Source organism: Dyadobacter sp. BHUBP1 (assembly GCF_050587785.1).
Taxonomy (GTDB): Bacteria; Bacteroidota; Bacteroidia; order Cytophagales; family Spirosomataceae; genus Dyadobacter.
Window position 1 is genome coordinate 56,379 of sequence record NZ_JBOBIH010000004.1, and the last position, 22,408, is coordinate 78,786.

Annotated in this window: 20 protein-coding genes; 8 read left to right on the plus strand and 12 right to left on the minus strand. The window is 49.8% G+C overall.

The window, feature by feature from the left end:
* Nucleotides 1-65 precede the first annotated feature (65 nt).
* Nucleotides 66-2,717, minus strand: a complete 2,652-nt coding sequence (locus tag ACQ4MZ_RS16875) for an ABC transporter permease (protein WP_430846514.1) — start codon at nucleotides 2,715-2,717, stop codon at nucleotides 66-68.
* Nucleotides 2,714-3,052 (minus strand): PadR family transcriptional regulator, encoded by a 339-nt coding sequence (locus ACQ4MZ_RS16880; protein ID WP_430846516.1) that lies wholly within the window; start codon nucleotides 3,050-3,052, stop codon nucleotides 2,714-2,716. Before ACQ4MZ_RS16880 ends, ACQ4MZ_RS16875 begins: the two co-directional genes overlap by 4 nt.
* Nucleotides 3,053-3,363: 311 nt before the next feature.
* Between ACQ4MZ_RS16880 and ACQ4MZ_RS16885 the strand changes: the two genes are divergently transcribed.
* Nucleotides 3,364-4,431 (plus strand): Gfo/Idh/MocA family protein, encoded by a 1,068-nt coding sequence (locus ACQ4MZ_RS16885; RefSeq protein ID WP_430846518.1) that lies wholly within the window; start codon nucleotides 3,364-3,366, stop codon nucleotides 4,429-4,431.
* A 233-nt stretch (nucleotides 4,432-4,664) separates the two neighbouring features.
* On the opposite strand, the gene ACQ4MZ_RS16890 is transcribed toward ACQ4MZ_RS16885, so the two are convergent.
* From ACQ4MZ_RS16890 to ACQ4MZ_RS16900, 3 genes are all read right to left on the minus strand, one after another.
* Nucleotides 4,665-5,777: a serine hydrolase domain-containing protein gene (locus ACQ4MZ_RS16890; protein WP_430846520.1), complete on the minus strand. Its 1,113-nt coding sequence runs from the start codon at nucleotides 5,775-5,777 to the stop codon at nucleotides 4,665-4,667.
* A gap of 23 nt (nucleotides 5,778-5,800) precedes the next feature.
* Complete coding sequence (locus ACQ4MZ_RS16895; protein ID WP_430846522.1) at nucleotides 5,801-6,433, minus strand: outer membrane beta-barrel protein; 633 nt, start codon at nucleotides 6,431-6,433, stop codon at nucleotides 5,801-5,803.
* A 149-nt stretch (nucleotides 6,434-6,582) separates the two neighbouring features.
* The gene (locus ACQ4MZ_RS16900; protein ID WP_430846524.1) at nucleotides 6,583-7,749 is read right to left on the minus strand and encodes a helix-turn-helix domain-containing protein; all 1,167 of its coding nucleotides are present in this window, start codon (nucleotides 7,747-7,749) and stop codon (nucleotides 6,583-6,585) included.
* 178 nt (nucleotides 7,750-7,927) lie between these two features.
* On the opposite strand from ACQ4MZ_RS16900, the gene ACQ4MZ_RS16905 reads away from it, so the two are divergent.
* From ACQ4MZ_RS16905 to ACQ4MZ_RS16920, 4 genes are all read left to right on the plus strand, one after another.
* On the plus strand, nucleotides 7,928-9,244 hold the full coding sequence (locus tag ACQ4MZ_RS16905; RefSeq protein WP_430846526.1) for a sensor histidine kinase: 1,317 nt from the start codon (nucleotides 7,928-7,930) through the stop codon (nucleotides 9,242-9,244).
* Nucleotides 9,245-9,425: 181 nt separating this feature from the next.
* A complete protein-coding gene (locus tag ACQ4MZ_RS16910; protein WP_430846528.1) occupies nucleotides 9,426-9,746 on the plus strand; it encodes an ArsR/SmtB family transcription factor in 321 nt (106 codons plus the stop codon).
* Between the two features lie 2 nt (nucleotides 9,747-9,748).
* On the plus strand, nucleotides 9,749-10,231 hold the full coding sequence (locus ACQ4MZ_RS16915; RefSeq protein WP_430846530.1) for an SRPBCC family protein: 483 nt from the start codon (nucleotides 9,749-9,751) through the stop codon (nucleotides 10,229-10,231).
* Nucleotides 10,232-10,260: 29 nt separating this feature from the next.
* Nucleotides 10,261-11,154, plus strand: coding sequence for an alpha/beta fold hydrolase (locus ACQ4MZ_RS16920; protein WP_430846532.1), 894 nt, complete (start codon nucleotides 10,261-10,263; stop codon nucleotides 11,152-11,154).
* Between the two features lie 77 nt (nucleotides 11,155-11,231).
* On the opposite strand, the gene ACQ4MZ_RS16925 is transcribed toward ACQ4MZ_RS16920, so the two are convergent.
* The gene (locus tag ACQ4MZ_RS16925; protein ID WP_430846534.1) at nucleotides 11,232-12,755 is read right to left on the minus strand and encodes a PLP-dependent aminotransferase family protein; all 1,524 of its coding nucleotides are present in this window, start codon (nucleotides 12,753-12,755) and stop codon (nucleotides 11,232-11,234) included.
* A 182-nt stretch (nucleotides 12,756-12,937) separates the two neighbouring features.
* Between ACQ4MZ_RS16925 and ACQ4MZ_RS16930 the strand changes: the two genes are divergently transcribed.
* On the plus strand, nucleotides 12,938-13,876 hold the full coding sequence (locus ACQ4MZ_RS16930) for an NADP-dependent oxidoreductase (protein ID WP_430846536.1): 939 nt from the start codon (nucleotides 12,938-12,940) through the stop codon (nucleotides 13,874-13,876).
* A gap of 131 nt (nucleotides 13,877-14,007) precedes the next feature.
* Nucleotides 14,008-14,406 carry a DoxX family protein gene (locus ACQ4MZ_RS16935; protein WP_430846538.1) on the plus strand — a complete coding sequence of 133 codons (399 nt, stop codon included), beginning with the start codon at nucleotides 14,008-14,010 and terminating at the stop codon, nucleotides 14,404-14,406.
* Between the two features lie 117 nt (nucleotides 14,407-14,523).
* Here the strand turns inward: ACQ4MZ_RS16935 and ACQ4MZ_RS16940 are convergent, their stop codons facing one another.
* The 6 genes from ACQ4MZ_RS16940 to ACQ4MZ_RS16965 form a co-directional block, all read right to left on the minus strand.
* Nucleotides 14,524-14,943, minus strand: coding sequence for an ester cyclase (locus tag ACQ4MZ_RS16940; RefSeq protein ID WP_430846540.1), 420 nt, complete (start codon nucleotides 14,941-14,943; stop codon nucleotides 14,524-14,526).
* A gap of 136 nt (nucleotides 14,944-15,079) precedes the next feature.
* Nucleotides 15,080-17,530, minus strand: a complete 2,451-nt coding sequence (locus tag ACQ4MZ_RS16945; RefSeq protein WP_430846542.1) for a TonB-dependent siderophore receptor — start codon at nucleotides 17,528-17,530, stop codon at nucleotides 15,080-15,082.
* Nucleotides 17,531-17,562: 32 nt separating this feature from the next.
* Complete coding sequence (locus ACQ4MZ_RS16950; RefSeq protein WP_430846544.1) at nucleotides 17,563-18,258, minus strand: ABC transporter ATP-binding protein; 696 nt, start codon at nucleotides 18,256-18,258, stop codon at nucleotides 17,563-17,565.
* Nucleotides 18,251-19,642: an ABC transporter permease gene (locus ACQ4MZ_RS16955; protein ID WP_430846546.1), complete on the minus strand. Its 1,392-nt coding sequence runs from the start codon at nucleotides 19,640-19,642 to the stop codon at nucleotides 18,251-18,253. The genes ACQ4MZ_RS16950 and ACQ4MZ_RS16955 overlap by 8 nt, the downstream gene beginning before the upstream one ends.
* Nucleotides 19,639-20,736 (minus strand): ABC transporter permease, encoded by a 1,098-nt coding sequence (locus tag ACQ4MZ_RS16960; protein ID WP_430846548.1) that lies wholly within the window; start codon nucleotides 20,734-20,736, stop codon nucleotides 19,639-19,641. The genes ACQ4MZ_RS16955 and ACQ4MZ_RS16960 overlap by 4 nt, the downstream gene beginning before the upstream one ends.
* 12 nt (nucleotides 20,737-20,748) lie before the next feature.
* The gene (locus tag ACQ4MZ_RS16965; protein ID WP_430846550.1) at nucleotides 20,749-21,078 is read right to left on the minus strand and encodes a hypothetical protein; all 330 of its coding nucleotides are present in this window, start codon (nucleotides 21,076-21,078) and stop codon (nucleotides 20,749-20,751) included.
* A 415-nt stretch (nucleotides 21,079-21,493) separates the two neighbouring features.
* Between ACQ4MZ_RS16965 and ACQ4MZ_RS16970 the strand changes: the two genes are divergently transcribed.
* Nucleotides 21,494-22,318, plus strand: coding sequence for a helix-turn-helix domain-containing protein (locus tag ACQ4MZ_RS16970; protein ID WP_430846552.1), 825 nt, complete (start codon nucleotides 21,494-21,496; stop codon nucleotides 22,316-22,318).
* The last annotated feature ends 90 nt before the right edge of the window (nucleotides 22,319-22,408 follow it).

A 22,408-nucleotide genomic window follows, 5' to 3' on the forward strand; every position in this document is an offset into this window, starting at 1 on the left:
TACACGCAGTTTACCACAAATGAATGGGCAGAAACTGCGGTATAATGATCATTCTCCCCTGACCTTTATTCGCTTCGCAAACTCCTTACCGGGTTCATAAAGGCGGTCCGCATGGATTGAAAGCTGACTGTCAGAAATGCTACCAGCAGGGCTAATAGTGCGGTTTTCAAAAATATGAATGCATCGACACCAACCCGGTAGGGATAGTTTTGCAACCATTTGTAGATGGCGCAGTAAGCCAGAGGAAATGCGAAAACAAAGGAGACCAGGACCAGTTTCAGAAAATCGGAAGTCAGCAGGCGGGTAATGCTGGCCACCGACGCTCCCATGACCTTGCGAATACCGACCTCCTTGCTGCGTCGCTCGGCCGAAAGCGTAGCCAGCCCGAAAAGCCCGGTGCATGAAATGAAAATCGTGAGGATCGTACCAAAGAGCATGATTTGCCTCCATTTAGCCTCGTATCCATACTGTTTCATATTCTCATGGTCCATGAACCGATAAACAAATGGATTGAGGGGAAACAGCGTGGAGTAAGTTTTGGTGATATGCCGTAGGCTGGAAGTTTCGGTTCCGGGTTTGACCTTGACCAAAAACCTTCCGTATGGGTTAGCTGGCCGCATCGTGAAGAGCTGGGGGCCGATTTTCTCGCTTAAATCGGTGTAGTGATAGTCTTTTACAACGCCCACGACCGTGCATTTGAAATTTTCATACGAGAAATCCACGATTTGGCCGATCGGATTTTTCCATCCCGCCTGCCTGACAAATGCTTCGTTCACCAGTACCGAGTGGGTTGAATCGGCCGGAAATGCAGCCGAGAAATTACGGCCTGCCACAACGGGCACCTGGATGGCGGGCAAATACTCAGGGTCGATCGTTTCGTACGTGAAAGGAATCTCATCGCCTCTGTTGACCTTTGCCGCTGTGTTCCACCGGCCGGCATTCTTGGGTGCTACCGCAATAATGTTGGGGTGTTTTTGGAGTTCTTGCCTTAGCAGATACGCTTGCTCCCTGGTGAGGTTAGGCTTTTCGATGCTGATCAAATGCTCGTCGTTGTAGCCCAAATCTTTGTTGATCAGGAAATTAAACTGGGAGTCAATCGTGAGCGTTCCGATGATTAGAAAGGAAGCGATGGCGAACTGGAGTACCACGAGGGTAGTCTGTAAATGGCCTTTGCCCGAAAACCGCATACGATGGTAAAGCGTTTTGACAGGATTATAACCTGATAACACAATCGCCGGATAAAAACCGGCCAGTAAACCGGTGACCAGCAAAAGTGCGATGTAGCCCAGTGCAAGGTCAGTATCCAAAAGATACGAAAGGGACAGGGCCTTGTTGGCGAGGTCGTTAAATGCAGGCAATGCAAGCTGGACAAGCAAAAGCGCAAAAGCGAATGCAATCATGCAAAGCAGGAAGGATTCACCGAGAAACTGCATCGCCAACTGTATACGGCCACTTCCAACCACTTTACGGATGCCGATTTCCTTCCCACGTTTCAGCGAGCGGGCGATAGTCAGGTTTATGAAGTTGATGCAGGCAATGATAAGAATAAAAGCCGCGATGCCACTGAGAATGTATGACCACAGCGGATTGCTGTGCCCCACCAGGCCGCCGTCAGAGGGTAACTCGGCGCTCAGGTGCATATCCGTAAAGGGTTGAAGGGTATAGACTTTCCGGTCCTTCATACCGTATTTCAGTGCCACTTCCTTAATGGCTTCTTTAGCGTCGGCATTGTACACCAGGTTCATTTTCCGCTCGACCTGCGCCACGTTGGCTCCCGGGGCGAGGAGGACGAACGTGTTCATGAAGGTATTGAACCAGTTTGTAGCGCGATGGACTTCTCCCGGCCCGATGATCATCGGAATGACCATATCGAACCTGATCGACGAATTCTGGGGAAGTTTTTTGGCCACGCCCGTTACGTTATAAGGCTCAAAGCGAGCGTCTTTGTCAAAGCTGTCTTTCATCAAAATCGTCTTTCCGAGCACATTCTTACTGCCAAAATGCCTTTCAGCCATTTCTTCAGAGAGTACTACCGACCGGGGTTCTCTCAATGCAGTTTTCGGGTCACCGCTCAGCAAGGGAAAAGAGAATATCGAAAAAAAGGCAGAGTCCGCACGAAAAATTTCTTCACTCCTGATTTCATGACCCTTTTTGACATCGTTCCGGTAACCGTGGAAACGCACAAATGCCTTGATTTCCGGCACACTTGCGGCAAATTTCGGGCCGGCAACATAGCCCGTGTTCCCCATCGAGCCGACCTGCTTGCCGTCGGGGGAGATGTATTTGTTGGTGATGCGATAAATGTTTGGATTGTTGTCATGAAATTGGTCAAAACTGACCTCGTCCTTCGTATAAAGCAAAATCAGCATAGCGGCGGCGAGCCCGATGCTCAGTCCGGCAATATTAATGAACGAGTAGATCTTGTTATGGACGAGGGTCCGCCGGGCGATGGTGAAGTAATTATGGAGCATATCATGGCCGAATAAAAAGGTGGATGGATAGTAGTTTTCAGGTCTTTTGATATACCTCCATTTCAGAAAACCCAGAGCTTCGCGCCAGTACCGCAGCCGCGCTTTCCGTTCGCCGGAGCGGCGGACCTGGTAGTCAAACTCTTCATGCAGGTCGCCCAGTATCGACTCCAGAAAGTATGGGTTGCAAATCAGGCTCAGCAGCTTATCGGCCCAGGCGGGCGGCTGAGGAGGCAGGGGCGGTTTCATAAGTCGATCACGAGTTTAAACGGTTTGGCAAGACGGGACCAGAGATTTTCGCGCACTTCGCGCACTTGCGTAAGCGTGCGCTCGCCGTAGGCTGTAATCGTATACAGGCGCTTGCGGCGGCCACCGCGTTCCGCAGTAGGCTCGCCCATCGCGGATTTGACCATCCCTTTTTCCTCCAACCGTTGCAGTGCGGAGTGGACCTGATTCAACCTCACCAGACGCCCGGTGGTTTCCGTAATCTCATGCACGAGCGCCACGCCATATGCACGTCCGTCGAGCGCGGCCGTGGAAAGCAGCACAATTTCTTCAAACTCTCCTAAGTAGGCCCTGTTCATACGTTCAATTAGTTTCATATTTGCTGATAAAATACTTTGCCAGCGTTTTGTTGGAAGTTTAATTTGTTGTAAAACAGTTAGTTGATTTTCGGGTAGGCAATATGAAATGTTCATTTGCGGACGGTAAAATGTCCGGTTATAGGTTGTGTAGGGTAGAACATTTTAGTACTGCTCAGCAATTCAGGAATTACTTTTCCAAATGCCGGATTGGCATACGGCAAGGGCACAGGAAGCCTTTCTGGCACATTTATTTACAAATGCCGGTTCGCAAATCTGCGCGGCGGAAATATTGGACTTAAAACATGACGGATATGGCTGTTGTAAAAAATATCGACACAATGGAACGTGGAAAAGAAAGATTGGGAGTGGCCCTGGTCGGACTGGGAGAGTATGCGACCGGCCAATTGATGCCTGCACTGAAAGAAACAAAAAACTGTTTTCTGGCCGGACTCGTGAGTGGCGACCCGCGGAAGCTGGATCAATACAACAACGAGTTCGGTTTGACGGACGATTGCCTTTATAGCTACGAAAATTTTGATTCGATCGCTGAAAATGGGCGGATCGATATCGTGTATATTGTGCTTCCCAACAGCCTGCACGCCGAGTACAGCATACGCGCGATGAAAGCCGGTAAACATGTCATTTGTGAGAAACCAATGGCGATGAACGTGGCCGAGTGTGAGCAAATCATTGAAACGGTCCGGGAGACCGGAATGCGGTTTTCGATGGGTTACAGGCTGCATTTCGATCCGTTCAACCAGGAAATGATGCGGCTGGGCCGGAGCGAGAAATACGGTCAGGTGAGAAATCTGACATTGCTGGACAGCATGGAGATCGGCGAAAAAGACCAATGGCGGCTGGATCCGGCCCGGTCGGGTGGTGGACCGTTGGTCAACAATGGTATTTACTGCATCCAGGCTGCCATTTATATCACCGGCAAACTGCCCGCTGCGGTCGACGCCAGGTTTACGCCCAAAACCGATCCAGAAAAATTCCGGGGAGTAGAGGAGGGTATCACCTGGACGATGTATTTCGGGGACAACGTAGTGGCCGACTGCGAAAGCAGCTATTCAAAAAATCAGAATCTGATGCGGGCGGAGGCAGAATCGGGCTGGTTCGAACTTGATCCTGCGTATGAATACGAAGGGTTAAAGGGCCGAACTTCGGAGGGGGAAATGCAGTGCAGGCCCGTTAATCAACAGGCATTGCAGATGGATGATTTCGCGCTCTGCGTGGTCACTGGTAAGGAGTCGCGTGTACCGGCGGAAATGGGACTCCGGGATATGAAAATTATCGCTGCTGTGTATGAGTCCGCAGAAAAGCGTGCCAAAGTAGATTTATATTTAGCCGATTTCGCCATACCCGGCGAGGGTGGATGAAAATAATAGTTATCAGACCTTATTTCTTGTTCGATCACTGCGTAAATACCTCATAAAATCACTAAATTTTAATCCCTATTTTCAATGTTTAACGTACGGGAAGCCTTCACCTTCTATGGCGAACAGCAATTATGTACAGATCAAGGTGCTTGTGGTGAAATATAAAACAAAGAGTATTCAGACATGGAGAGAAGATATGGGATTTGACTTCCATATCTTCTCTTCATGTCCGGTTATAACTTGCCATTTATCGCCCGCAGAATCTCAAACCCCATTTGAGTCTGGAACGGGTCCGGGTTCAGCGAAGAGTTTGACAGGATTACCACGCCGGTCTTCGACGATTCGTCAAACCCTATAAAAGAAGTGTAACCGCCATTTCCGCCGTTTTTCCAGATGTAGTTCTTTTGATCATATGCAACCAGCGTCCACCCGAGTCCAATACCGTCCTGGTGGTCTCCATTGTGGGTGAATGTACGTTGATGGGTGAGACTGATGGCCTCTTTGAGTGGATTGTTGACCAGGCCTATATTCGCCTCGAGGAAAGTCAGCATGTCGTTCAGACTGGAAATCAGCGATCCGGTTCCCTGGAAGATGTTGGCCATATATTTGCTCCACGACTCGACAGGCTTATTCCCATGGTGGCCGCTGACCAGGTTTGACATCTGCTCTTCGGTGAATGAAACTGTGGTGTGTGTCAAGCCCAACGGCCTCAGCACATTGTGGCTGATCATTTCCTCGTAACCCGACTTGTACCGGTTGCTCAGGATCTGTCCCAATAGTCCATACCCCACATTCGAGTATTCGAGCTTGCTGCCGGGCTCGCGGTCGAGGGTGTAGCCGTTGACAAATTCATACATCTTTTGCTCGGTATAGCCTATGTAGGGGTTGTAGGCGTCGTCGTCGATGTTGGAAGGCAGCCTGGGAAACCCCGATGTATGGTTTGCCAGGTGTCGCAGGGTGATTTTTTTTCCGTTGAACGAAGGGACTTTCACTTCGGCAGGCAGGTACTTTTCAATGGGGTCGTCCAGGTTCAGCTCTCCGCGCAAGTGCATATTCGCCAACGCGATGGCGGTAAATGTCTTGGTAATGGATGCGATTTCGAGAACTGACGTCGGTTCGATCGGATCCGGAGCGCCCGGTTCCTTTTCACCATAACTGAATATTTGCCTGTCGCCATCCTTGACGACCCCGACGATGACGCCGACGTTCGCACCTGTTGCGATGTAGGGATAAACCGCATGGTCGACCGCTTCTTTGACTGTTCTGGGCGCGGGCACCTTTTTTTCGCAGGAACAACATAAGGCAGCGATGAGGATGAAAAGCAGGGAGTATTTAAATGAAGACATGTCTGTATGAATTTCAATGGCTGTTAAATATTGTGGTCAAGGGCAATTCTAAGGCCCGGGAATACATAATTATATACCCCGAATTCTTTGTTGGTTTTGGAAATTGATTTCAGATCGGAAGACAGGTAAAGCTGTGTCGAGAGGTAGTATGAATGCGTCAACTTAAATTTAAAACCCGCAGCAAAGGGGACCGCCATCGTCGTTTTACGGAGGTATGGGGTAATATTGGCCGACGCGCCATGCTCATAGCTGAGTTTCGCTTGGGTCAGATATGAAAGCTGTATGCCCGACTGAATGGTAAAAATCAGCTTCTTTTCCGGTGCCGTATTATATCCGACCCAGAATGGTAGATTCAGGTAGCCGAGATCTGTTCGCCTTTGTTCAAATCCACCACCCTGAAAAGCAAAAAGCAGGTCGCATCCGACATTGAGTTTTCGGGTCGGGTTGTAGCTCAGGCCCAAACCCTGGGCAGTACGAATTCGGGAATAATGCGGCGCGATTTTGAGGAAATCGGCGATGGGAATACCGGTATCGTAACGAAACATCGTGGCCGAGGGCATAAATCTCACACCGACCGACAGTTTGTTCTGTGCAAAGCCGTGCGGGCCTAAATGCAAAAAAGAAATAATGAGTGTGAATAAAGAAATACATTTCATGGCGGAGTCTGGCAATCAGGGATAAAGGTTGAGCAGATAATTACTACCTGACAAAAGTACCTGGGTGCCAAACGTCACACGTTCGGGTTTATGTATTTTTATTGTATTTAAGTGATTGTAAATCAGGAAATTGATAAATCGGAACTTGTTTAGGAATCTTCCGCCGGTCTGCTGCGCTCGCGAAATTCCCTCGGAGAGTAACCGGTGTATTTTTTGAAGGCGGTATTAAAAGAGGTTTTGGAATTGAAACCCGATTCGAAAGCGATGTCGAGAATGCTCAGATGATCGAACTCCGGATTAGCAAGCATTCTTTTGCAATCTTCGAGCCTGTACCGGTTGATGAAATTGTAAAAATTCTCGTGGAACCTGGAATTGATTAGATAGGATGTCTGATAGGAATTCAGTAAAATCATCCTGGCCAGTTTAGGTAAGGTAATTTCGCTGTCCATGTAAGGTTTTTCCGTTTCCATTAGAGTTAATAATCGCTGATGGTAAAGCGACATCTTTTCATCGCTGACCGCCTTCTTCTTTTGGAGAGCGGGGCTTTCAGGAACGGTATCCAAATAGGGTCCATCCAAATCTGCCATATCCGGGTCTTCGTCAACTTCCCGGTTTGGCGAATACAGCCGCGACTGACTATCGACAAGGTCCGATAAACTTTTCGCCTGGTCAGTGGAGAAGGAGAAAACATCTTGCTGTCGGACCAATTGAAAGCCGACATAATAGAATCCGACCAGGTAAACGGTGGGAAAAAAGCCCGACAGAAAAGCATTGCCTGCGATAACTTCTGCCAAAGAAACCGCAAACAAAATGCACATGCCTATCATGATATTGGAAAGCCAGTGATAATCATTGTCGGGAAGGTTGGACACAAACAATGGCAATGATTTTCGGTGTTTGGTCAGTTTACGGATTGAAAGGTACATGTAGACCGCAATTTGCAGAAAGAATGCGGCCACCAGAAATGCATCAATCGGATTGTGTTCAGCGGAAACAACGGCTTTACTCAGGGTCGCCAGGTCAGCGTTTGTGAAAACGTAGCTTTTAAAATACAGCAACAGGATGAGAAGATATGGAACAAAGTGATAGAAGATTTTCGCCGACCATTTCTGCGAAACCGATGTCAGGTAAAAGGTGGCCCAATAAATAATGGGAGCAAATGCGAACAAAACCGGCTGAAAAGCCACACATAGCCAGGGATACCGGTTGTAGGCTCCTGCGGTGGCCAGTATTTCGTCTGTAAAATCGAAGGCGATACCGGTAAAAAGTGCAGCCAGAAAACGGTAACCAAGAAAATTCCGGCTCCTCTTGGTCATAGCCAGAACCGATAAAAAGAGCAGGCAACTGGCGGTAGCTGCATTAATAATCAAACTGTACATTTGGCAGCGAAATAGAGTGTGGGTTTAGGCATTATGAATGGTACTCGTGTTCAATCCATGAAAATAAATATGCATTTTACAGCCAATTTCGATACTAACCTAAAACCAGTATTGTTTGACTAAGCTATTAGATTTAAATCCCAAGGTGCTCTGGAGTCTCCTTCAGGGCCCTGCCCACCGGTTTACCCTGCAAACCCGTATTTTCCATTTTATTTGTATTGCTACGCTGCTGGTAATGGTTTATGTGCTGATATTCAGTATGGTTGTCGGCATGATACAATACGCGTGGATTACGGCGGCGCTGATTCCATTGCAATTGCTTTTGTACTACCTGTCGCGGGTCAGAGGATTTACGCTCCTGTCGCTTTCGGTTTACTCGTTGCTGTTCCATATCTTTTTTGTGGTAAGTTACCGTGTTAGTGATGGCGTTAATGGCTCTACATTGCTTTCATTATGCCTGGTCTATTTTCTTTCGCTGGCGGTTGCGCCCAGGCGCGGATACCTGGTTCTGACGGTCGTCAACCTGGCCACCGCGGGTGGGTTGCTTTGGCTCGAATACCAGGATCCGTCTTTCATCCTTACGGCCTATGCTAATAGAAAAGAGCATTTTATCGATATAGCTTCAACTTACGCGGTCAATGTCGTCATGATACTGATTGGCCTGGGATACATTATCAGTAATTATAGCAAGGAGAAAGACAAGGCCGAGCAAAGGGCAATGCTGCTCGATGAACTGCATGAGGAAAAAGCCAGATTGATTTCCGTCATTTCCCACGATTACCATACCCCGCTGATTTCCTTAAAAAAATACCTCGACATTATAGACAACTATGATCTTAGCAGTGCTGAAAAGCAAATGCTTACCAACGAGTTGAGGCAATCGATCGTCAACACGCAAAACCTGCTGATGAACCTGCTGGATATGACCAAATCCGAAGGCAGACTAGTCAATCAGGATACCTGTTTCAACCCGTACTACGCCGTTGAAGATACGATCAAAGTCTATCAGGATATCGCCCGTGCGAAAGGCCTGACATTTGAATCGGTGCTGCCGGAAACGCTGCTTTTGAAGGGAAACCCTTACCTTTTTACCATTATCGTAAGAAATTTAATCAACAATGCGGCCCGCGCCTGCCGTGCTGCGGACAACATTAAACTTGCCCATGAATACCAGGGCTGCTATCACGTTTTTTCTGTAAGCGATACCGGGCCAGGTATTTCTGAGTCAGCGCAAAAAGATATTCTGGACCGCTGGCAAAATCCGCTGCTGCACACCCTTCATTCCGGTGGGCTTGGCTTAATGCTCTCCAAAAAATACACCGAGGTGCTGGGCGGTGAATTGACGTTTACGACTCACGCCAATAGAGGCACCGCCTTCTTTATCAAGCTTCCGGTGATTCACCATTCTAATGAAGTTCCGGTAATGTCCTGAGAATGACCGACCGGTGAATTTTCCCGATCGAGATCACTGCCGGCTACTCAGACCTCGGAGTACGTGGGTTCGCGAATTGCTGCCTTTCCGGATACTACTGCGGCTTGGGCTGAAAAAAAACTGCGGAAAAATTTGACAACCATTTGGTTGTTTTTATATTTGGCAACCAAATGGTTGTCAAATGATAGAAAGAAGAGATGTTTTCCAGGCCATAGCCGATCCAACACGAAGGATGATTATCCAAAAATTGTCCCAGGGGCCCTTGAATATCACCCAGATAGGAGAGGATTTCGGCATCAGTAAGCAAGCCATTGCCAAACACATCAAAATACTCAGTGAATGCGGTTTGATCCTAATGAGCCAGAAGGGGCGCCAGCAGGTTTGCGAAGCGCGTCTTGACCAACTTGATGAGGTTACAGACTGGGTAACGGCGTCGCGCAAACTTTGGAACAACCGCTTTGAAAAACTGGAACAATTCCTGATCAACACCAAAAAACAATAGCTATGAATACAGAAAGAAAGCAGCTTTTCATCACCCACCTGTTCGACGCGCCTGTCGAAGCCGTTTTCCAGGCCTGGGTCGATCCGGACCAACTCACACACTGGTACGCGCCAGACGGATGCACCATTGAATTCAGGACCATCGATGTCAGTACCGGCGGAAGGTTTCATTCTTGTATACACGATCCGGTACATGGCGAGTGCTGGGTTAAAGGGACTTACCTGGAAGTGACTCCGAACCGGAGGCTTGTTTTTACGATGATCATGTCAGATGAGGCCGGTAATTCGGTTAGCTCGGTTGCGGCGGGTAAAAGTGCGGACTGGCCCGAGCATCAAACGACTACGGTGACTTTTCAGGCGCTGGGCGCTCAAACTAAGGTATCTATTTACCAGACCGTATCAGAAGAAGAGGCCAGAAAAACCGGTGCTTATCAGGGATGGCTTAAAATGCTCGGCAGACTTTCATCGATGCTGGTCGAAATCTGATCGCAGTTGCTGTACTAAAAATCAAGAAGATGAAAAAGACAATTCTATACTTTGCCCTGATGTTTTTGACGGTGGGGTATAATAGCCAGGCCCGGCAAACTTCTGATGGTCGCCAGCTTCCGGCAGACCGGAAGGATACAGTCGCTTTTCAAAGCGGGTATTTGCTGGTTAATGGCATTAAAATGTACTATCAGATCCACGGTAGCGGACAGCCCGTCGTGCTGATCCACGGTGGTGGTTCGACCATCGAAACCACATTTGGAAGGGTTATTCCCTTGCTTGCCCGGCACCGGCGGGTCATTGCCATGGACCTGCAAGCCCACGGAAGGACCAGTGACCGGAACCAGGACGAGTCATTTGAGCAGGATGCGGACGATGTTGCGGCGCTCTTAAAGAAGTTGAACATTGCCGAAGCAGATTTTTTTGGTTTCAGCAATGGCGGGACTACTACGCTGCAAATTGCGATACGCCACCCCGAAATGGTTCGTAAAATGGTGTTAGGTTCTGCCCTGGCTAAGCGCAGCGGGGTGCCCGTTGAATTCTGGGATTTTATGAGCAAGGCAAATCTGGATAACATGCCAAAAGAGTTAAAGGACGCTTATCTGGCGGTTACTCCCGATACGGCGGGCCTGCGGACGATGCAGCGTAAGGATGCAAAGCGGGTGATTAATTTCAAAGACATTTCTGACGCACAGCTAAAGTCGATCAAGGCGCAGGCACTCATTATCATTGCTGACAAAGATGTAATTGAACCCGCGCATGCCCTCGAAATGCAGAGACAAATCCAGAAATCGCAGCTGGCTGTCATTCCGGGTTTGCACGGAGAGTATATAGGCGAAGTCACCACTTTGAAACAGGGATTATCCAGTCAGGCAGACTTTGTGGTGCCGATGATTGAACGGTTTTTGGATAGCACAGATTAATAGGAGAAACAGGTCCTTTTGTCGAGCTTCGGCATATCGGCGATCTTAACTGATGATTGCCGGAAAGTGCAGATGGGCTATTTTGCCGAAAACGGAGAAAGGGCCTGTTTCCATAAATCAATTGCGCAGGCCATTTCCCGTTCATCCAGGGAACAGTAACCTATGCGTATGAAGTCATTGGGCATGGAAACAGCAGATTGAAAAAAATAGCCCCGGCCGTCGTTGATCTTCAACCCCAATTTCCAGGCATTCAGGGAAATCGCCCTGGCACTTATGCCCTGTCTGTACGCTGCCCAAATGGCAAGGCCACCATCCGGCTGTTCAAAAGTTAAAAATTCTCCGAGCTGTTCCCGAAGCAATCGGCAGGTGTTTTCCAACCGGCCCTGATAAATCTTGTGCGACTTTTTGATGTGTCTGGAAATCTCTCCGTTGCTCAGAAGTTCGGCGATCGCTTCTTCGAGCAAAAGCTCACCCTGGCGGTCTATTAATTTGCGAAGGGCAGCCGCCTGCTCCACCACTTCTTCCGGAGCGACCATAAACCCTATACGAATGCCCGGTGCAATACTTTTACAAAAAGAGCCTACATAAATAATATGTCCGCTCGTATCCAGACTAGCCAGAGGAAGAAGAGGGTTACTGGCGAAGTGATAGTCAAAATCATAATCATCTTCAAGCAACGCGAATCCATATTTACGGGCCAGGTCCATCAGCCGCATACGCCGTTCTGCACTTAATGTAACAGTGGTGGGCCGGTGATGATGGGGAATAATATAGACCATCTTGGGCGGCTTCCTTTCGCACAACTGTTCAATCCTGTCTACATCCATTCCTTCTTTATCTACCGGAATAAATACCAGTTTGGCCCCGGCCAGGTTAAATGTTCGATTGGCGTCCATGTAACCGGGCTCGGGCACAAATACAGTGTCACCCTGACGGAGCAGTAGCTGAGCTGTCAGATAAATGGCCATTTGCGTTCCCTTAGTGATCAGGATTTCCTTTTCAGAAACCTGCATTCCTCTCGTCCGATTCAGATACTTGGCAAGCTCCACCCTGAGACGGTAGGAACCCTGCTCCGGACCATACATGAGAAACTTGTTTGTCAACCGGCTTTTCCCTAATCTTCTGTACTCCCGTACAATCTGCTCGATGGGTGCTATTCTCGGATCGGGGAAGCCGTCTTCGATTTTGTACAAGGGCGGTGGCCCCTTTAAGGTGTTGGCTTCAATGTTCGCATCGTTCGGGATTGGGCCATAGCCTGTCTGCTGTATCAGCTGGTATCCGGGTTGCCGGCTCCGCACCCGGTTTTTACTGTTTACCTTAATGGCACTTGATGAAGTATCAGGCAAATGGCTGGACACATAAACGCCGCTTCTGTCTCTGGTCTCGACCCAGCCTTGCGCGGCCAATTCTTCATAGGCCGCAACCACGGTTTTTCGGTTGATTTGCAGCCGCTGCGCCAGCTCGCGCGAAGAAGGTAATCCCTGCCCGGGTTTTAAAATGCCTTCACAAATCAGCTGAATAATTTCAGACTCCAGTTGCAAATAGAGCGGGCTGTGCTGGCTCCCTTTTTTAAACGAGATCTCGAGAATTTTTTCAATCATATCTGGACCCACAGGTATTTTAAAACTGGCCCGCTAAGGTAGCCAAACGAATAGATAATTTTGCAGAGTATCACAGTTCATCAAACATTTTAAACTAATTAAATCATGCAAAAAATAACATTGAAAACAGTCACGCTTTTGATAACTCCTGGATCGCTCATTAGCCGGAAAGGAGGTGTGCAATGAAGGCGATCATTGTAACAGACCAGGCTGCGGGAACAGCCGGAATGAAGCTAGCGGATCGGCCCGAACCACAAGGGCTCGGCAGCCTTGATGGTGCGAACTACGGCGATGTCGTTGTCCGGGTTCGTGCATCAGGATTTACAGGAGATGAGCTTGCATGGCCCTCAACATGGGTCGACCGCCTTGGTCGTGACAGGACGCCTTCTATTCCCGGCCACGAGGTGGCAGGAGTGGTCACTTCGCTCAGTTATGGAACGACCGGGTTTTCAGTGGGGCAGCGGGTGTTCGGCCTTACCGATTGGACCCGCGACGGCTCGCTCGCAGAGTATGTAGCGGTTGAAGCGCGCAACCTTGCTCCGCTGCCGGCGGACATTGATTTCACGGTAGGGGCAGCCCTGGTTATGCCGGGCCTGACGGCCTGGCAGGGATTGTTCGAGCATGGCCGTCTTCAGTCGGGCCAGACGGTACTCATACATGGTGCTGCCGGTGTTGTCGGTTCAATGGCAAGCCAGCTTGCACGGGAGGCCGGAGCCTACGTTATCGGTACCGGTCGGACTGCCGGCCGGCAGACAGCGTTGGACTTCGGTGCCCACGAGTTTGTGGATCTGGAAAGCGACTCCCTGGAAGATGTCGGGGCCGTTGACCTCGTTTTCGATGTGCTGGGTGGCGACATTGCGAAACGGTCCGCGGGAATCATACGTCACGGGGGAACGCTCGTAACCATCGCCGGCCCTACCGATGCACGGCCTACCGGTGGCCTGACTATTGATTTCATCGTTGTACCTGATCGCGCTCAATTGACGGAGCTTGCTGAGCGTGTGAAGTCGGGACGGTTGAGGACATACATCGGCAACATAGCAAACCTTGACGACGCTGTCGCCGCATTCAATACCGCCAAACCAACCAAGGGTAAGACGATCATTCGTATAGGCCCATAATGGTACGGGACGGCGATGTTTATCCTTTTTAATCATCGCCGTCTTCCTGATGGTTGCAATTCACAAACCTGGAACTGATTGGTATCAGACCGGTCGTTATCGATTAACCACTTCCACTCGAAACAAACGAAATGAACCGAAATGCTCAGATTCTCTTAAGAGTTGCCATCGCAGCAACAATGCTTTCAGCAGTGGCTGACCGATTTGGCCTCTGGGGTGCGCAATCCGGCTGGGGCAACTGGCAGAATTTTGAAAAGTACACCGCGCAGATTACTTCATTCCTTCCCGGCATTTTGAGCAAGTTCTCGGCCTATGCCGCCACCTTTTTCGAAACAGTATTCTCGATCATGCTGCTTTTGGGCTTCAAAACGAAACTAGTCGCCATGGGCACAGCAGTCCTCTTGTTGATTTTCGCAGTGTCTATGGCTGTCACACTGGGGCCAAAGGCACCCCTTGATTACTCCGTCTGGCTAGGCAGCGCCGCTGCATTTTTGCTTGCCACACAAAACGACAGCGATCCGAAATCATAGAGCTGAAAAAAGGTAGCTATCGGCGTGGAAGAGTTCCACAAACAACACAAGCTTCTGCTCCCGAAAGGAATAACATTTAACTCATAAGCAGTCCTGAGGGGATGAGGCAGCTTGGAGTCAGACTTTTAATGCACCCAGCTGCATGATCAGCGATAAGTTGTCGACAATCCCGTACTCGCGGATTACCTTACCACCGCTAATGTCAAGTATAGTGAGCCCGCTGACATTTACCTTCTTACCCGCAGGATCGACCCCGAAAAGTGTATCTTTCTGATGGGTGCCGGTGTATGTCCATTTCAAGATCGCCTTGTTATCATAAACGTCTACTTCGTGGACGGAGATTCTTATGTCCGGGAATGAGTGATACGTCTGCTTCAATACCCGACGATATTCGTCAATGCCGACGAGACGTTTCGGAAAGTGCGTGTACTCGACATTCAACTCATTATCTGCCCACATGTCCAGCAGAAAGTCATTCCCCGCATTCCAAATCTCCATGTAGTTTTTGGCTATTTCTTTTGATTCGATATTTTCCATTTCGCCAGTTTCGTTGGTTTAGCATCGACTGACAAAAATCGGACCGATAACATCGTCCCGTTAAGCTGGGCCGTCACCCGCCGTCGGCGGCTACTTGCCGGGGAAGAATTTGGCCCTACACAAGACACCGACAAAATCAGAAACGGAATGTGATCGTAAGCGCCGCATTCCTGGGCGCTCCGGGAAAAAGGCGAAAGTAATTTTGCGCGCCCAGCCAATAGGTCCTGTTCAGCAAGTTTCCCGCATTCAGGGCCAGCTGAACATTGCTCCTGGTTGGCGTATAATACAGCGCAGCATCAAAAACTGTGAACGCCGGCACGATGAACGCACGCGTAAACCACGGTACCTTATTGCCCTGATGCTGCACGCCCAGCCCGATTCCAAACCCTTTCAATGCGGAGCTGCCCGTGAAATTATACCGCGTCCACAAATTGGCGCTATGCCGGGGCGTGTTCTGTTTTCTGGCGCCGATCAGGCTTTCGTCCTGGTCGCGGGTGATCACCGCGTCGATAAAACTGTATGAGGCATTTACCTGCCATTCGGGTGTAATGTATCCTGCGAGGTCCCATTCTATTCCCCGGCTGCGCTCAGCTCCTCGGGTTACAAGGCGGTCGGGGTTTGCCGGATCGTTGGCGTTCATCAGGATGTTTTTCTGGACAATTTCATACAATGCAAGGTTTACTCTCAGCCGGCTACCGGGCAAATCTGCTTTCAGTCCGAGCTCTTTCAGGTCGCTTCGCAGCGGATCGAACTGGCTTCCGGCGGGCAAGGCGCCGGTTTGGGGCATGAGCGTGACGGTATTGGATTGAGGCTGAAAGCCTTCGAGATAGGTGCCGTACACATTCAACGCATTGTTAATAGTGTAGGTCAGCCCCAACCTTGGCAGCACCGCGGTTTGGTGCACCGTTAGTGTATTAGGTGCTTTGTAATTGGTAATATCCTCAAACCATTCGTGTCGCAAGCTAAGCAGCACAGTCAGTTTACTAATCTGTATTTGCTCCTGAATGTAGACCGCATGGGTGGTGGTCAATGCGGAAGGCAGCGCGGTACGGACGTTCAAGTTATAATCTTCCGCATTCCGGATGGTATACACCGGGTTTTGGAGGTCGAAATGGTTCACGTTTGGTTTAGGAAGTGTTTTGTCGTTGACGGTGATCGTCTGATAGCTGGCGGAGTTGGCCCGTACAAAGGAGGACGCTACGGTGCCGTCTTTCAGCAAAAAGCCCCGGGCTGCATTTTGTCCGCCTCCTTTCAGTTTGCGCCAGCTGCTCAGGTCATAGCCTGCGAGCAGTTTATGGATCATTTTACCGGTGTTAAAATTAAAATTGAAATATGCATTCACATTGTCGATGTTCCAATACTGCCTGCGCTGCACAAATTGCATCGCGGCAAGACTGGTTACCGGCTGGTTATCGATGTCGGGCGCGAATGCGTTGGTGGTGCGGTGCTCCTGCAAATCTTCGGACCAGGATTGTTTCATGTACGACGCGTTGAAGCCCATCTGCGAAGTCAGCTTATGGGCCAGGCTACCCGTGATGATCATCTCTTTGGAATGGAAGAAATCGTTGGGAGCGCCCAGGTTCAGCGCGATCGGCGTGCTGCTAAGTCCGGTTTTTCCCGCTATCGCTCCGAAAATAGGTTGACCGCGGTCGAGCATTCCGTTCATATTGCTGTAAATCAGCTCCGCATTCAGCGCCGTTTTCTCATTGGGAATGTAGCTGATCGACGGCGACACGAGCAGGGCTTTGCTTCCGACCATATCCCGGAACGAACGTGCCTGCTGAAAGGCGCCGTTCAGGCGGTAAAGCAGCGTTTTCGATTCATTCAGCGGACCTGTGAAATCCAGCGTGCCGCGAAACGTACTAAAACTGCCTGCGCTCATGCCGACTTCCCTGCGCTCGTTTGCCAGGGGCTTTTTGGTAACAAGGTGAATGCTCCCACCGGGATCAACCGATGAAAAGGTTGCGCTCGCTGGTCCCTTGATCACCTCCACACGCTCTATATGGGTTGTCAATGGTTGCAGAAAATAGTATTGGCGTGTCCGCATTCCGTTCACGATCTGTCCTTCCTCATTCTGGCTGATGCCGCGGATCGTATATTGATTGTAATAGCTGGACGGGATCACGCCGCTGGCGATCTTTACCGCATCCGCGAGCTGAAATGCCTGCCGGTCGGCCATCAGCTCCTTGGTAATGGAGGCGATCGACTGGGGAATGTCTTTGTTCAGGGCAGAAACTCGCGTGGCCGAGAAAGAATAATCGCTGTTGTAATCTTTCGCGGCGCGGCCGGTCACCTCTACGGTTTGCAGTTGGCTGGTCGCGGACTGCAATTCGATACGCATGTAGTCGGGCGAGGCTTGCAGTCTGGCCGTTTTGTAACCCATATAACTAACCTGAATGGTGCCCCGGCCCTGCATTGAAAATTGCCCCGCAGAATCGGTAACCGTTCCGGTACCAGTTCCGATGAGGGTAACCGTCGCTCCGGCTATCGCGGAGCCGGTGGCCGCGTCCGAAACCGAGCCGGCTATGCGTTGCGCGGTTGCGGGTAATGGAGCGAATAAAAGCAGCAGGATAAAAATTCTGATCATATAAGCAGGGACAGGGTGGAGATGAAGCGTTTTCAAACTGTTTTCAAATAGAGCGATTCCAGCTCGTTGGCCGAGATATCCGCCGCATCGATCACCGATTGCAGGGTACCTTCCTTCATGATACCAATATGGCTCGCCACTTCTTTGGCCCTGAAAATGTCATGAGTCGCCATCAGAATAGCGGTGCCTTGCGAGGCGAGTGTTTTAATGATCCCCGAGAATTCATTGGAAGCTTTCGGGTCCAGACCGCTGGTCGGCTCGTCGAGCAGCAGTACTTTGGCTTTTTTGGCAACGGCTATGGCGATACCTACTTTCTGCCGCATTCCCTTCGAGTAGCCGGCAAGTCTCTGATCTAAAGCCTGGGACTGTAATCCGGCAGTAGAAAGCAGGTGGCGCAGCTCATTTGTAGTATAATCAAAACCGGCAAGGGCCGAAAAATATTCCAGGTTTTCGATGCCCGTTAGATTAGGATACAGCATGACTGTTTCCGGAATGTAGGCCAGGTACTGCTTGATTTGCTGCGGGTGATCGGCTACCGAAACGCCATTGATCCGTGCCTCGCCGGCAGTAGGTTCGATAAAGCCCAGGAAGAGATTGATCGTCGTGGTTTTGCCCGCACCATTCTGACCCAGCAATGCAAATATCTCGCCCTCGCCGATGCTCAGGTTCAGACTGTTGAGCGCGGTATGGTCGCCATATTTTTTGGTAAGGTTTTTCGCTTCAAGCATTTTGTATTTCTTTGATTTGAATGAAATTTTTCTTGAAAAGCAGCAGAGAACCCGCCAGCAAAAGCAGTGTCCAGGCTAGTATTGCGAACGCCCCGCCGGTAATAGCCTCATGGGTATAGCCATTAGACTGGTAAGCGGGGTAACCGGCCCAGTCGATGCTTTCGGTAGGAGTGTTTTCAAAAATGAAGGGGTAAAAGTATTCGCGGATCTGCCGATGGTGTGCTTTGACCGATTGCAGGTAACGGATATGGCTCGTCAGGTCGGTATTGGCCACTTTGTTGAGCGATTGCTGCGCGGCGATTACCGGATTGAAGCCCGCTATGCGCTCGGAAACCGCCTGGCGTTGATGCAGTTTTTTAATCAGTTTTTCAGAAGAATAGGCCGATTCCAAATCACCCGAAAACTGCATCGCATAATACCAGCCCGGCGAATAGCGGTCGTCGGGAATGGGATATTTGCGGTACTGCGGATATGCGGCGTAAAACTTTTCCATGGTCGGCTTTTTAGGCTCATCCCACCTGGCATGGTAACCCTCGCGCTGGCGGATCGCCGTTTCGGCCGCTTCCGGCACCGGGATCAGGCGGTTGACCGCAATGTTGGCCACTCCCGGAAAGAGCATGCAGAGACAAATCCAGATGCAAACCAGCGCGGTAGCATTGAAAGCGGAACTTTTGCCTAGCGCGACCACCAGTATCGAAAGCGCAAACCAGAAAAGCATATACAGCAGCACAACCACCAAAAGCTGAAAAGTAGGCTGGGAGAGGGGTAACCTCAGCCATATAACAGCAACGACAAACAGCAGGATCGTCGCAGCAAAAATGCCCGCGAGTCGGACCACAAGTTTGCCGGCAATCGCCCAGCGGATGCTCTGTGTGGTGGTACGCACGATTTTCCAGACGCCATTTTCCTGTTCTTCCGAAAACGTATTGTAGGTACATGCGATGATCAGCAGCGGAAACAGGAAAATGAACACGAAAGAAGCATCCAGGTTTCCGACCAGCAATGTCAACGGATTGGTCAGCTCGGAATCATACAACTGCCCTTCAATGGCGAGCATTTTTACTTTGAGGCTAAAAGGGTTCACGTCGCGCTGGCCGATGGAAAAGACAGCCCACGGTGACGCCGGATGGGTGGTATAAAAGAACGGATAATAAGCGGTCGTGCCGACTGGCTTGCCCGTGCCATGTCCGACAATTTCCTTGAGATGCTGCCGCTGTACCATCGGTACCGAAGCAATTGTTTGCTGCTGGCGGCTGATCACCTGGCTTCCGTGGTAAAATCCATAGCACCCGAAGAGCAGCAAAGCAATGGCACACGTGAGCACGGTCCTGCTCATCAGGAAGTTTTTGGCTTCGAGGATTAATACTTTTTGCGGCAGTTTCATAACTGGAATTCACGTTTGGAAGAAACAAAGGCCAATGCGGCGAACCCGCCGGCAACCCATACAAGCAAGGCAGCCATGCTATACGCGCCGGCGGCCAGATTGTCGGTGACGGGCACCGGTCGGAAAGTGAAATCGGGCTGCCGCTGCCAGTTTTTAGCACTCACCTTCTGTTGGTTATCGTCTTTGAATTTGATCCGGGTCAAATGGATTTCGTTGAGTGTTTTTGTTTTTTCAAACCGGTATTTTTCGGTTTGCTTCTGAAATGCTGTAAACGTGTCGAAATCGGTACCGGACAGGTTCATCGAGAGGTTGCGTATGGAAAGATAGGGGTCGGCGAAACTGAGGAGCGAGGATACCGCATTCTGTGATTTGTAGGTGTCGATCAGCTGGTCGAAATGCTGGTTGAAAATACGGGAAGTAATATTTTCGCCCTCCTGCATCACCAATGCGCCGTAATTGACCGGCAGTTGGGAAATTGAGTCCACATTGTATTTTTTGAGGGTAGCTGCTTTCAAACCTGCAAAATGCGGATCGTCGGGGTTGTGACTGTCGCCTGCCTTGCTCACGTCGGCCAGGATAGCCTGTTCGAATGCAATTTTATCGGGGGCCTGGTATAAGGTACTGCCCAGCGTCTGTGCGCTTTTGGGCAGTACGATGCAAAACAGCATCCATATCAGTACGAGCAACATTAAAGCGCTTCTGCCTGATTTACTCGCTGCAGAAACTCCCACGACGAGCATGGTAATCACCAGGAAATAGAGCGCGTACAGCAGAACTATCAACAGTATACGCAGGGACGAACCGGGACTGAAACCACCGGAGATCATAGCGGTGCCCAGTATAAGGCTTAATGTAAGAATGGGCAGGAATAAAGCCCAGCTTACGGCCGTCAGGCCTGCGGTTTTACCGAGCAGAACATCCAGGTAAGATGCCCTTTGGCATAACAGGATTTTGAGCATACCGTTTTCTTTGAGCCCAGCGACGGTCTGAAAACCGATGAAAATGATAAAAAGCGGCACCAGCAGCTGCATGACCGTCGCCATACTCAGCTCGCCGAAGCGCAACATTCCGTTCGAGAATCCGGCCTCGCTCATATTGACCGTATTCTACCGGTGGGCTTCCAGGAAAACGGAATTGCCGACATAGCTGTCGAGCCCGAAGTCGAAAAAGCTAAGCGGCGATTTTTCGCGGAAAACCATATATCCGTAATGTGCCACCCGGTGCGGGTGCCGGTCGGGCTGGTTCATCCATTGATCATGCACTTCCTGGTGTGCCGCATGCTGCTGCTTGTTGAAATTGTGAACGTACTGCCAGCCAGTGAAAACCGCCAGCAATGAAACCACCAGCAACACCGCAAAGAGTGCGAGGGGTGTCCCGCTCCGAAAAACGGAATGCCATTCCTGGCGGGCAATAATTTTAATTAAAGAGAAATGCATTGACCTGAATGGGTTATCACCCCCCTTTCCAAAGAAATAGCGGGCGGAATAATTGTGTTTATGCAATATTGTTGCAAATAAAGGTCGAATAATTAAAAATGCAACATTGTTGCATTTTTAATTGAGAAAATATTTGAATGGGCGAGGTCGTGAGCGGATTAATGTATTTTCGCTAACTTCCCGACCTAACTAATCTTTGTCCGATTTCCCTGTTTGAGACCGTTTTGTGATTACACCCACCGACAATCATGGGGAAGCAGCCGGAATTGCTAAGAGATTTCTCGCTTATCCGACTATTGCCGAAACGAACAGTTCACCAAAAGCCCTGGAAGAACTGTATACGGAACGAGCGGTGATGCCTGGCTATTCGAATTCCCTGGCTTCAAGTAAGTTCTGAGATATTTCACCAATTACTATGAACTACCATACCATTCAGCCTCCCGCTAAACTTGCAGAATACATTCAGTTTTTCTGGGTGTTGGAAGGTTCGGCCACTGCACAAAAACCGTTTCATCACAGAGTGCTGGCCGAGAGCGCACCCGAATGGATATTTTATTGTAAAGGGCAGTTTGAGCTTTCGGGTGCCGGACCCGAGCGGCACAGGACGCCGGCTTCCTGTCTGTCCGGCCAAATGCAACACTTTAAGAAGCTGTTTACCACGAGCGATTTCTGCCTGTTCGGTGTCTACCTTTTTCCATATGCTATTCCGGCCGTCTTTAATCTTCCGGCACATGTGCTTAGCGATGAGACTGTTGATACCCGAACGTTGCTCGGCGAAGAGGGGCAAATGCTTGAAGAAATCGTGTTCGGGGCTCCGGATCACATTGCGCGTGCCATGCTCGTTTCTGAGTTTATGTTGCAACGTCTGGCGCGCAGCAAAGAAGTAAACAGCCCGGTTTTTACTTCGATCAGGCGAATTCTTCATTCCTCAGCCGCATTATCTATTCCCGAGCTGGCAGATGAATGCTACCTGTCCCGAAGGCATTTTGAAAGAAAATTCATCCATTACGCTGGGTACAGTCCGAAGCAGTTCCAGAGAATCGCCCGGTTCAATACGGTCATCAAAGGATTTGAACAGCCGCCCCTTTCGTTGACGGAAATCGCACACAGATGCGGTTACTACGATCAATCCCATTTCATTCACGACTTTCGCCTGTTCTCCGGATACAATCCAAAGGCCTTTTTCTCGCAGCAAAGCCAGGTAGCGGATTACCGGGCTCTGGAAGAATTCCATCCCTGAACAAGGATTGGAAAGATGGCGCGATTTTACAATTCTCTCTGTGGGATGGTGCCTAGCTTTGCCCAAAAAACATTATGAACTCACATAATA

Coding starts and splice junctions, on each gene's coding strand:
- ACQ4MZ_RS16950 (WP_430846544.1), bottom strand. CDS start 18,258: ATGCTTGAAGCGAAAAACCTTACCAAAAAATATGGCGACCATACCGCG.
- ACQ4MZ_RS16895 (WP_430846522.1), bottom strand. CDS start 6,433: ATGAAATGTATTTCTTTATTCACACTCATTATTTCTTTTTTGCATTTA.
- ACQ4MZ_RS16960 (WP_430846548.1), bottom strand. CDS start 20,736: ATGAGCGAGGCCGGATTCTCGAACGGAATGTTGCGCTTCGGCGAGCTG.
- ACQ4MZ_RS16885 (WP_430846518.1), top strand. CDS start 3,364: ATGGCTGTTGTAAAAAATATCGACACAATGGAACGTGGAAAAGAAAGA.
- ACQ4MZ_RS16915 (WP_430846530.1), top strand. CDS start 9,749: ATGAATACAGAAAGAAAGCAGCTTTTCATCACCCACCTGTTCGACGCG.
- ACQ4MZ_RS16910 (WP_430846528.1), top strand. CDS start 9,426: ATGATAGAAAGAAGAGATGTTTTCCAGGCCATAGCCGATCCAACACGA.
- ACQ4MZ_RS16900 (WP_430846524.1), bottom strand. CDS start 7,749: ATGACCAAGAGGAGCCGGAATTTTCTTGGTTACCGTTTTCTGGCTGCA.
- ACQ4MZ_RS16965 (WP_430846550.1), bottom strand. CDS start 21,078: ATGCATTTCTCTTTAATTAAAATTATTGCCCGCCAGGAATGGCATTCC.
- ACQ4MZ_RS16880 (WP_430846516.1), bottom strand. CDS start 3,052: ATGAACAGGGCCTACTTAGGAGAGTTTGAAGAAATTGTGCTGCTTTCC.
- ACQ4MZ_RS16955 (WP_430846546.1), bottom strand. CDS start 19,642: ATGAAACTGCCGCAAAAAGTATTAATCCTCGAAGCCAAAAACTTCCTG.
- ACQ4MZ_RS16920 (WP_430846532.1), top strand. CDS start 10,261: ATGAAAAAGACAATTCTATACTTTGCCCTGATGTTTTTGACGGTGGGG.
- ACQ4MZ_RS16945 (WP_430846542.1), bottom strand. CDS start 17,530: ATGATCAGAATTTTTATCCTGCTGCTTTTATTCGCTCCATTACCCGCA.
- ACQ4MZ_RS16970 (WP_430846552.1), top strand. CDS start 21,494: ATGAACTACCATACCATTCAGCCTCCCGCTAAACTTGCAGAATACATT.
- ACQ4MZ_RS16930 (WP_430846536.1), top strand. CDS start 12,938: ATGAAGGCGATCATTGTAACAGACCAGGCTGCGGGAACAGCCGGAATG.
- ACQ4MZ_RS16935 (WP_430846538.1), top strand. CDS start 14,008: ATGAACCGAAATGCTCAGATTCTCTTAAGAGTTGCCATCGCAGCAACA.
- ACQ4MZ_RS16875 (WP_430846514.1), bottom strand. CDS start 2,717: ATGAAACCGCCCCTGCCTCCTCAGCCGCCCGCCTGGGCCGATAAGCTG.
- ACQ4MZ_RS16925 (WP_430846534.1), bottom strand. CDS start 12,755: ATGATTGAAAAAATTCTCGAGATCTCGTTTAAAAAAGGGAGCCAGCAC.
- ACQ4MZ_RS16940 (WP_430846540.1), bottom strand. CDS start 14,943: ATGGAAAATATCGAATCAAAAGAAATAGCCAAAAACTACATGGAGATT.
- ACQ4MZ_RS16890 (WP_430846520.1), bottom strand. CDS start 5,777: ATGTCTTCATTTAAATACTCCCTGCTTTTCATCCTCATCGCTGCCTTA.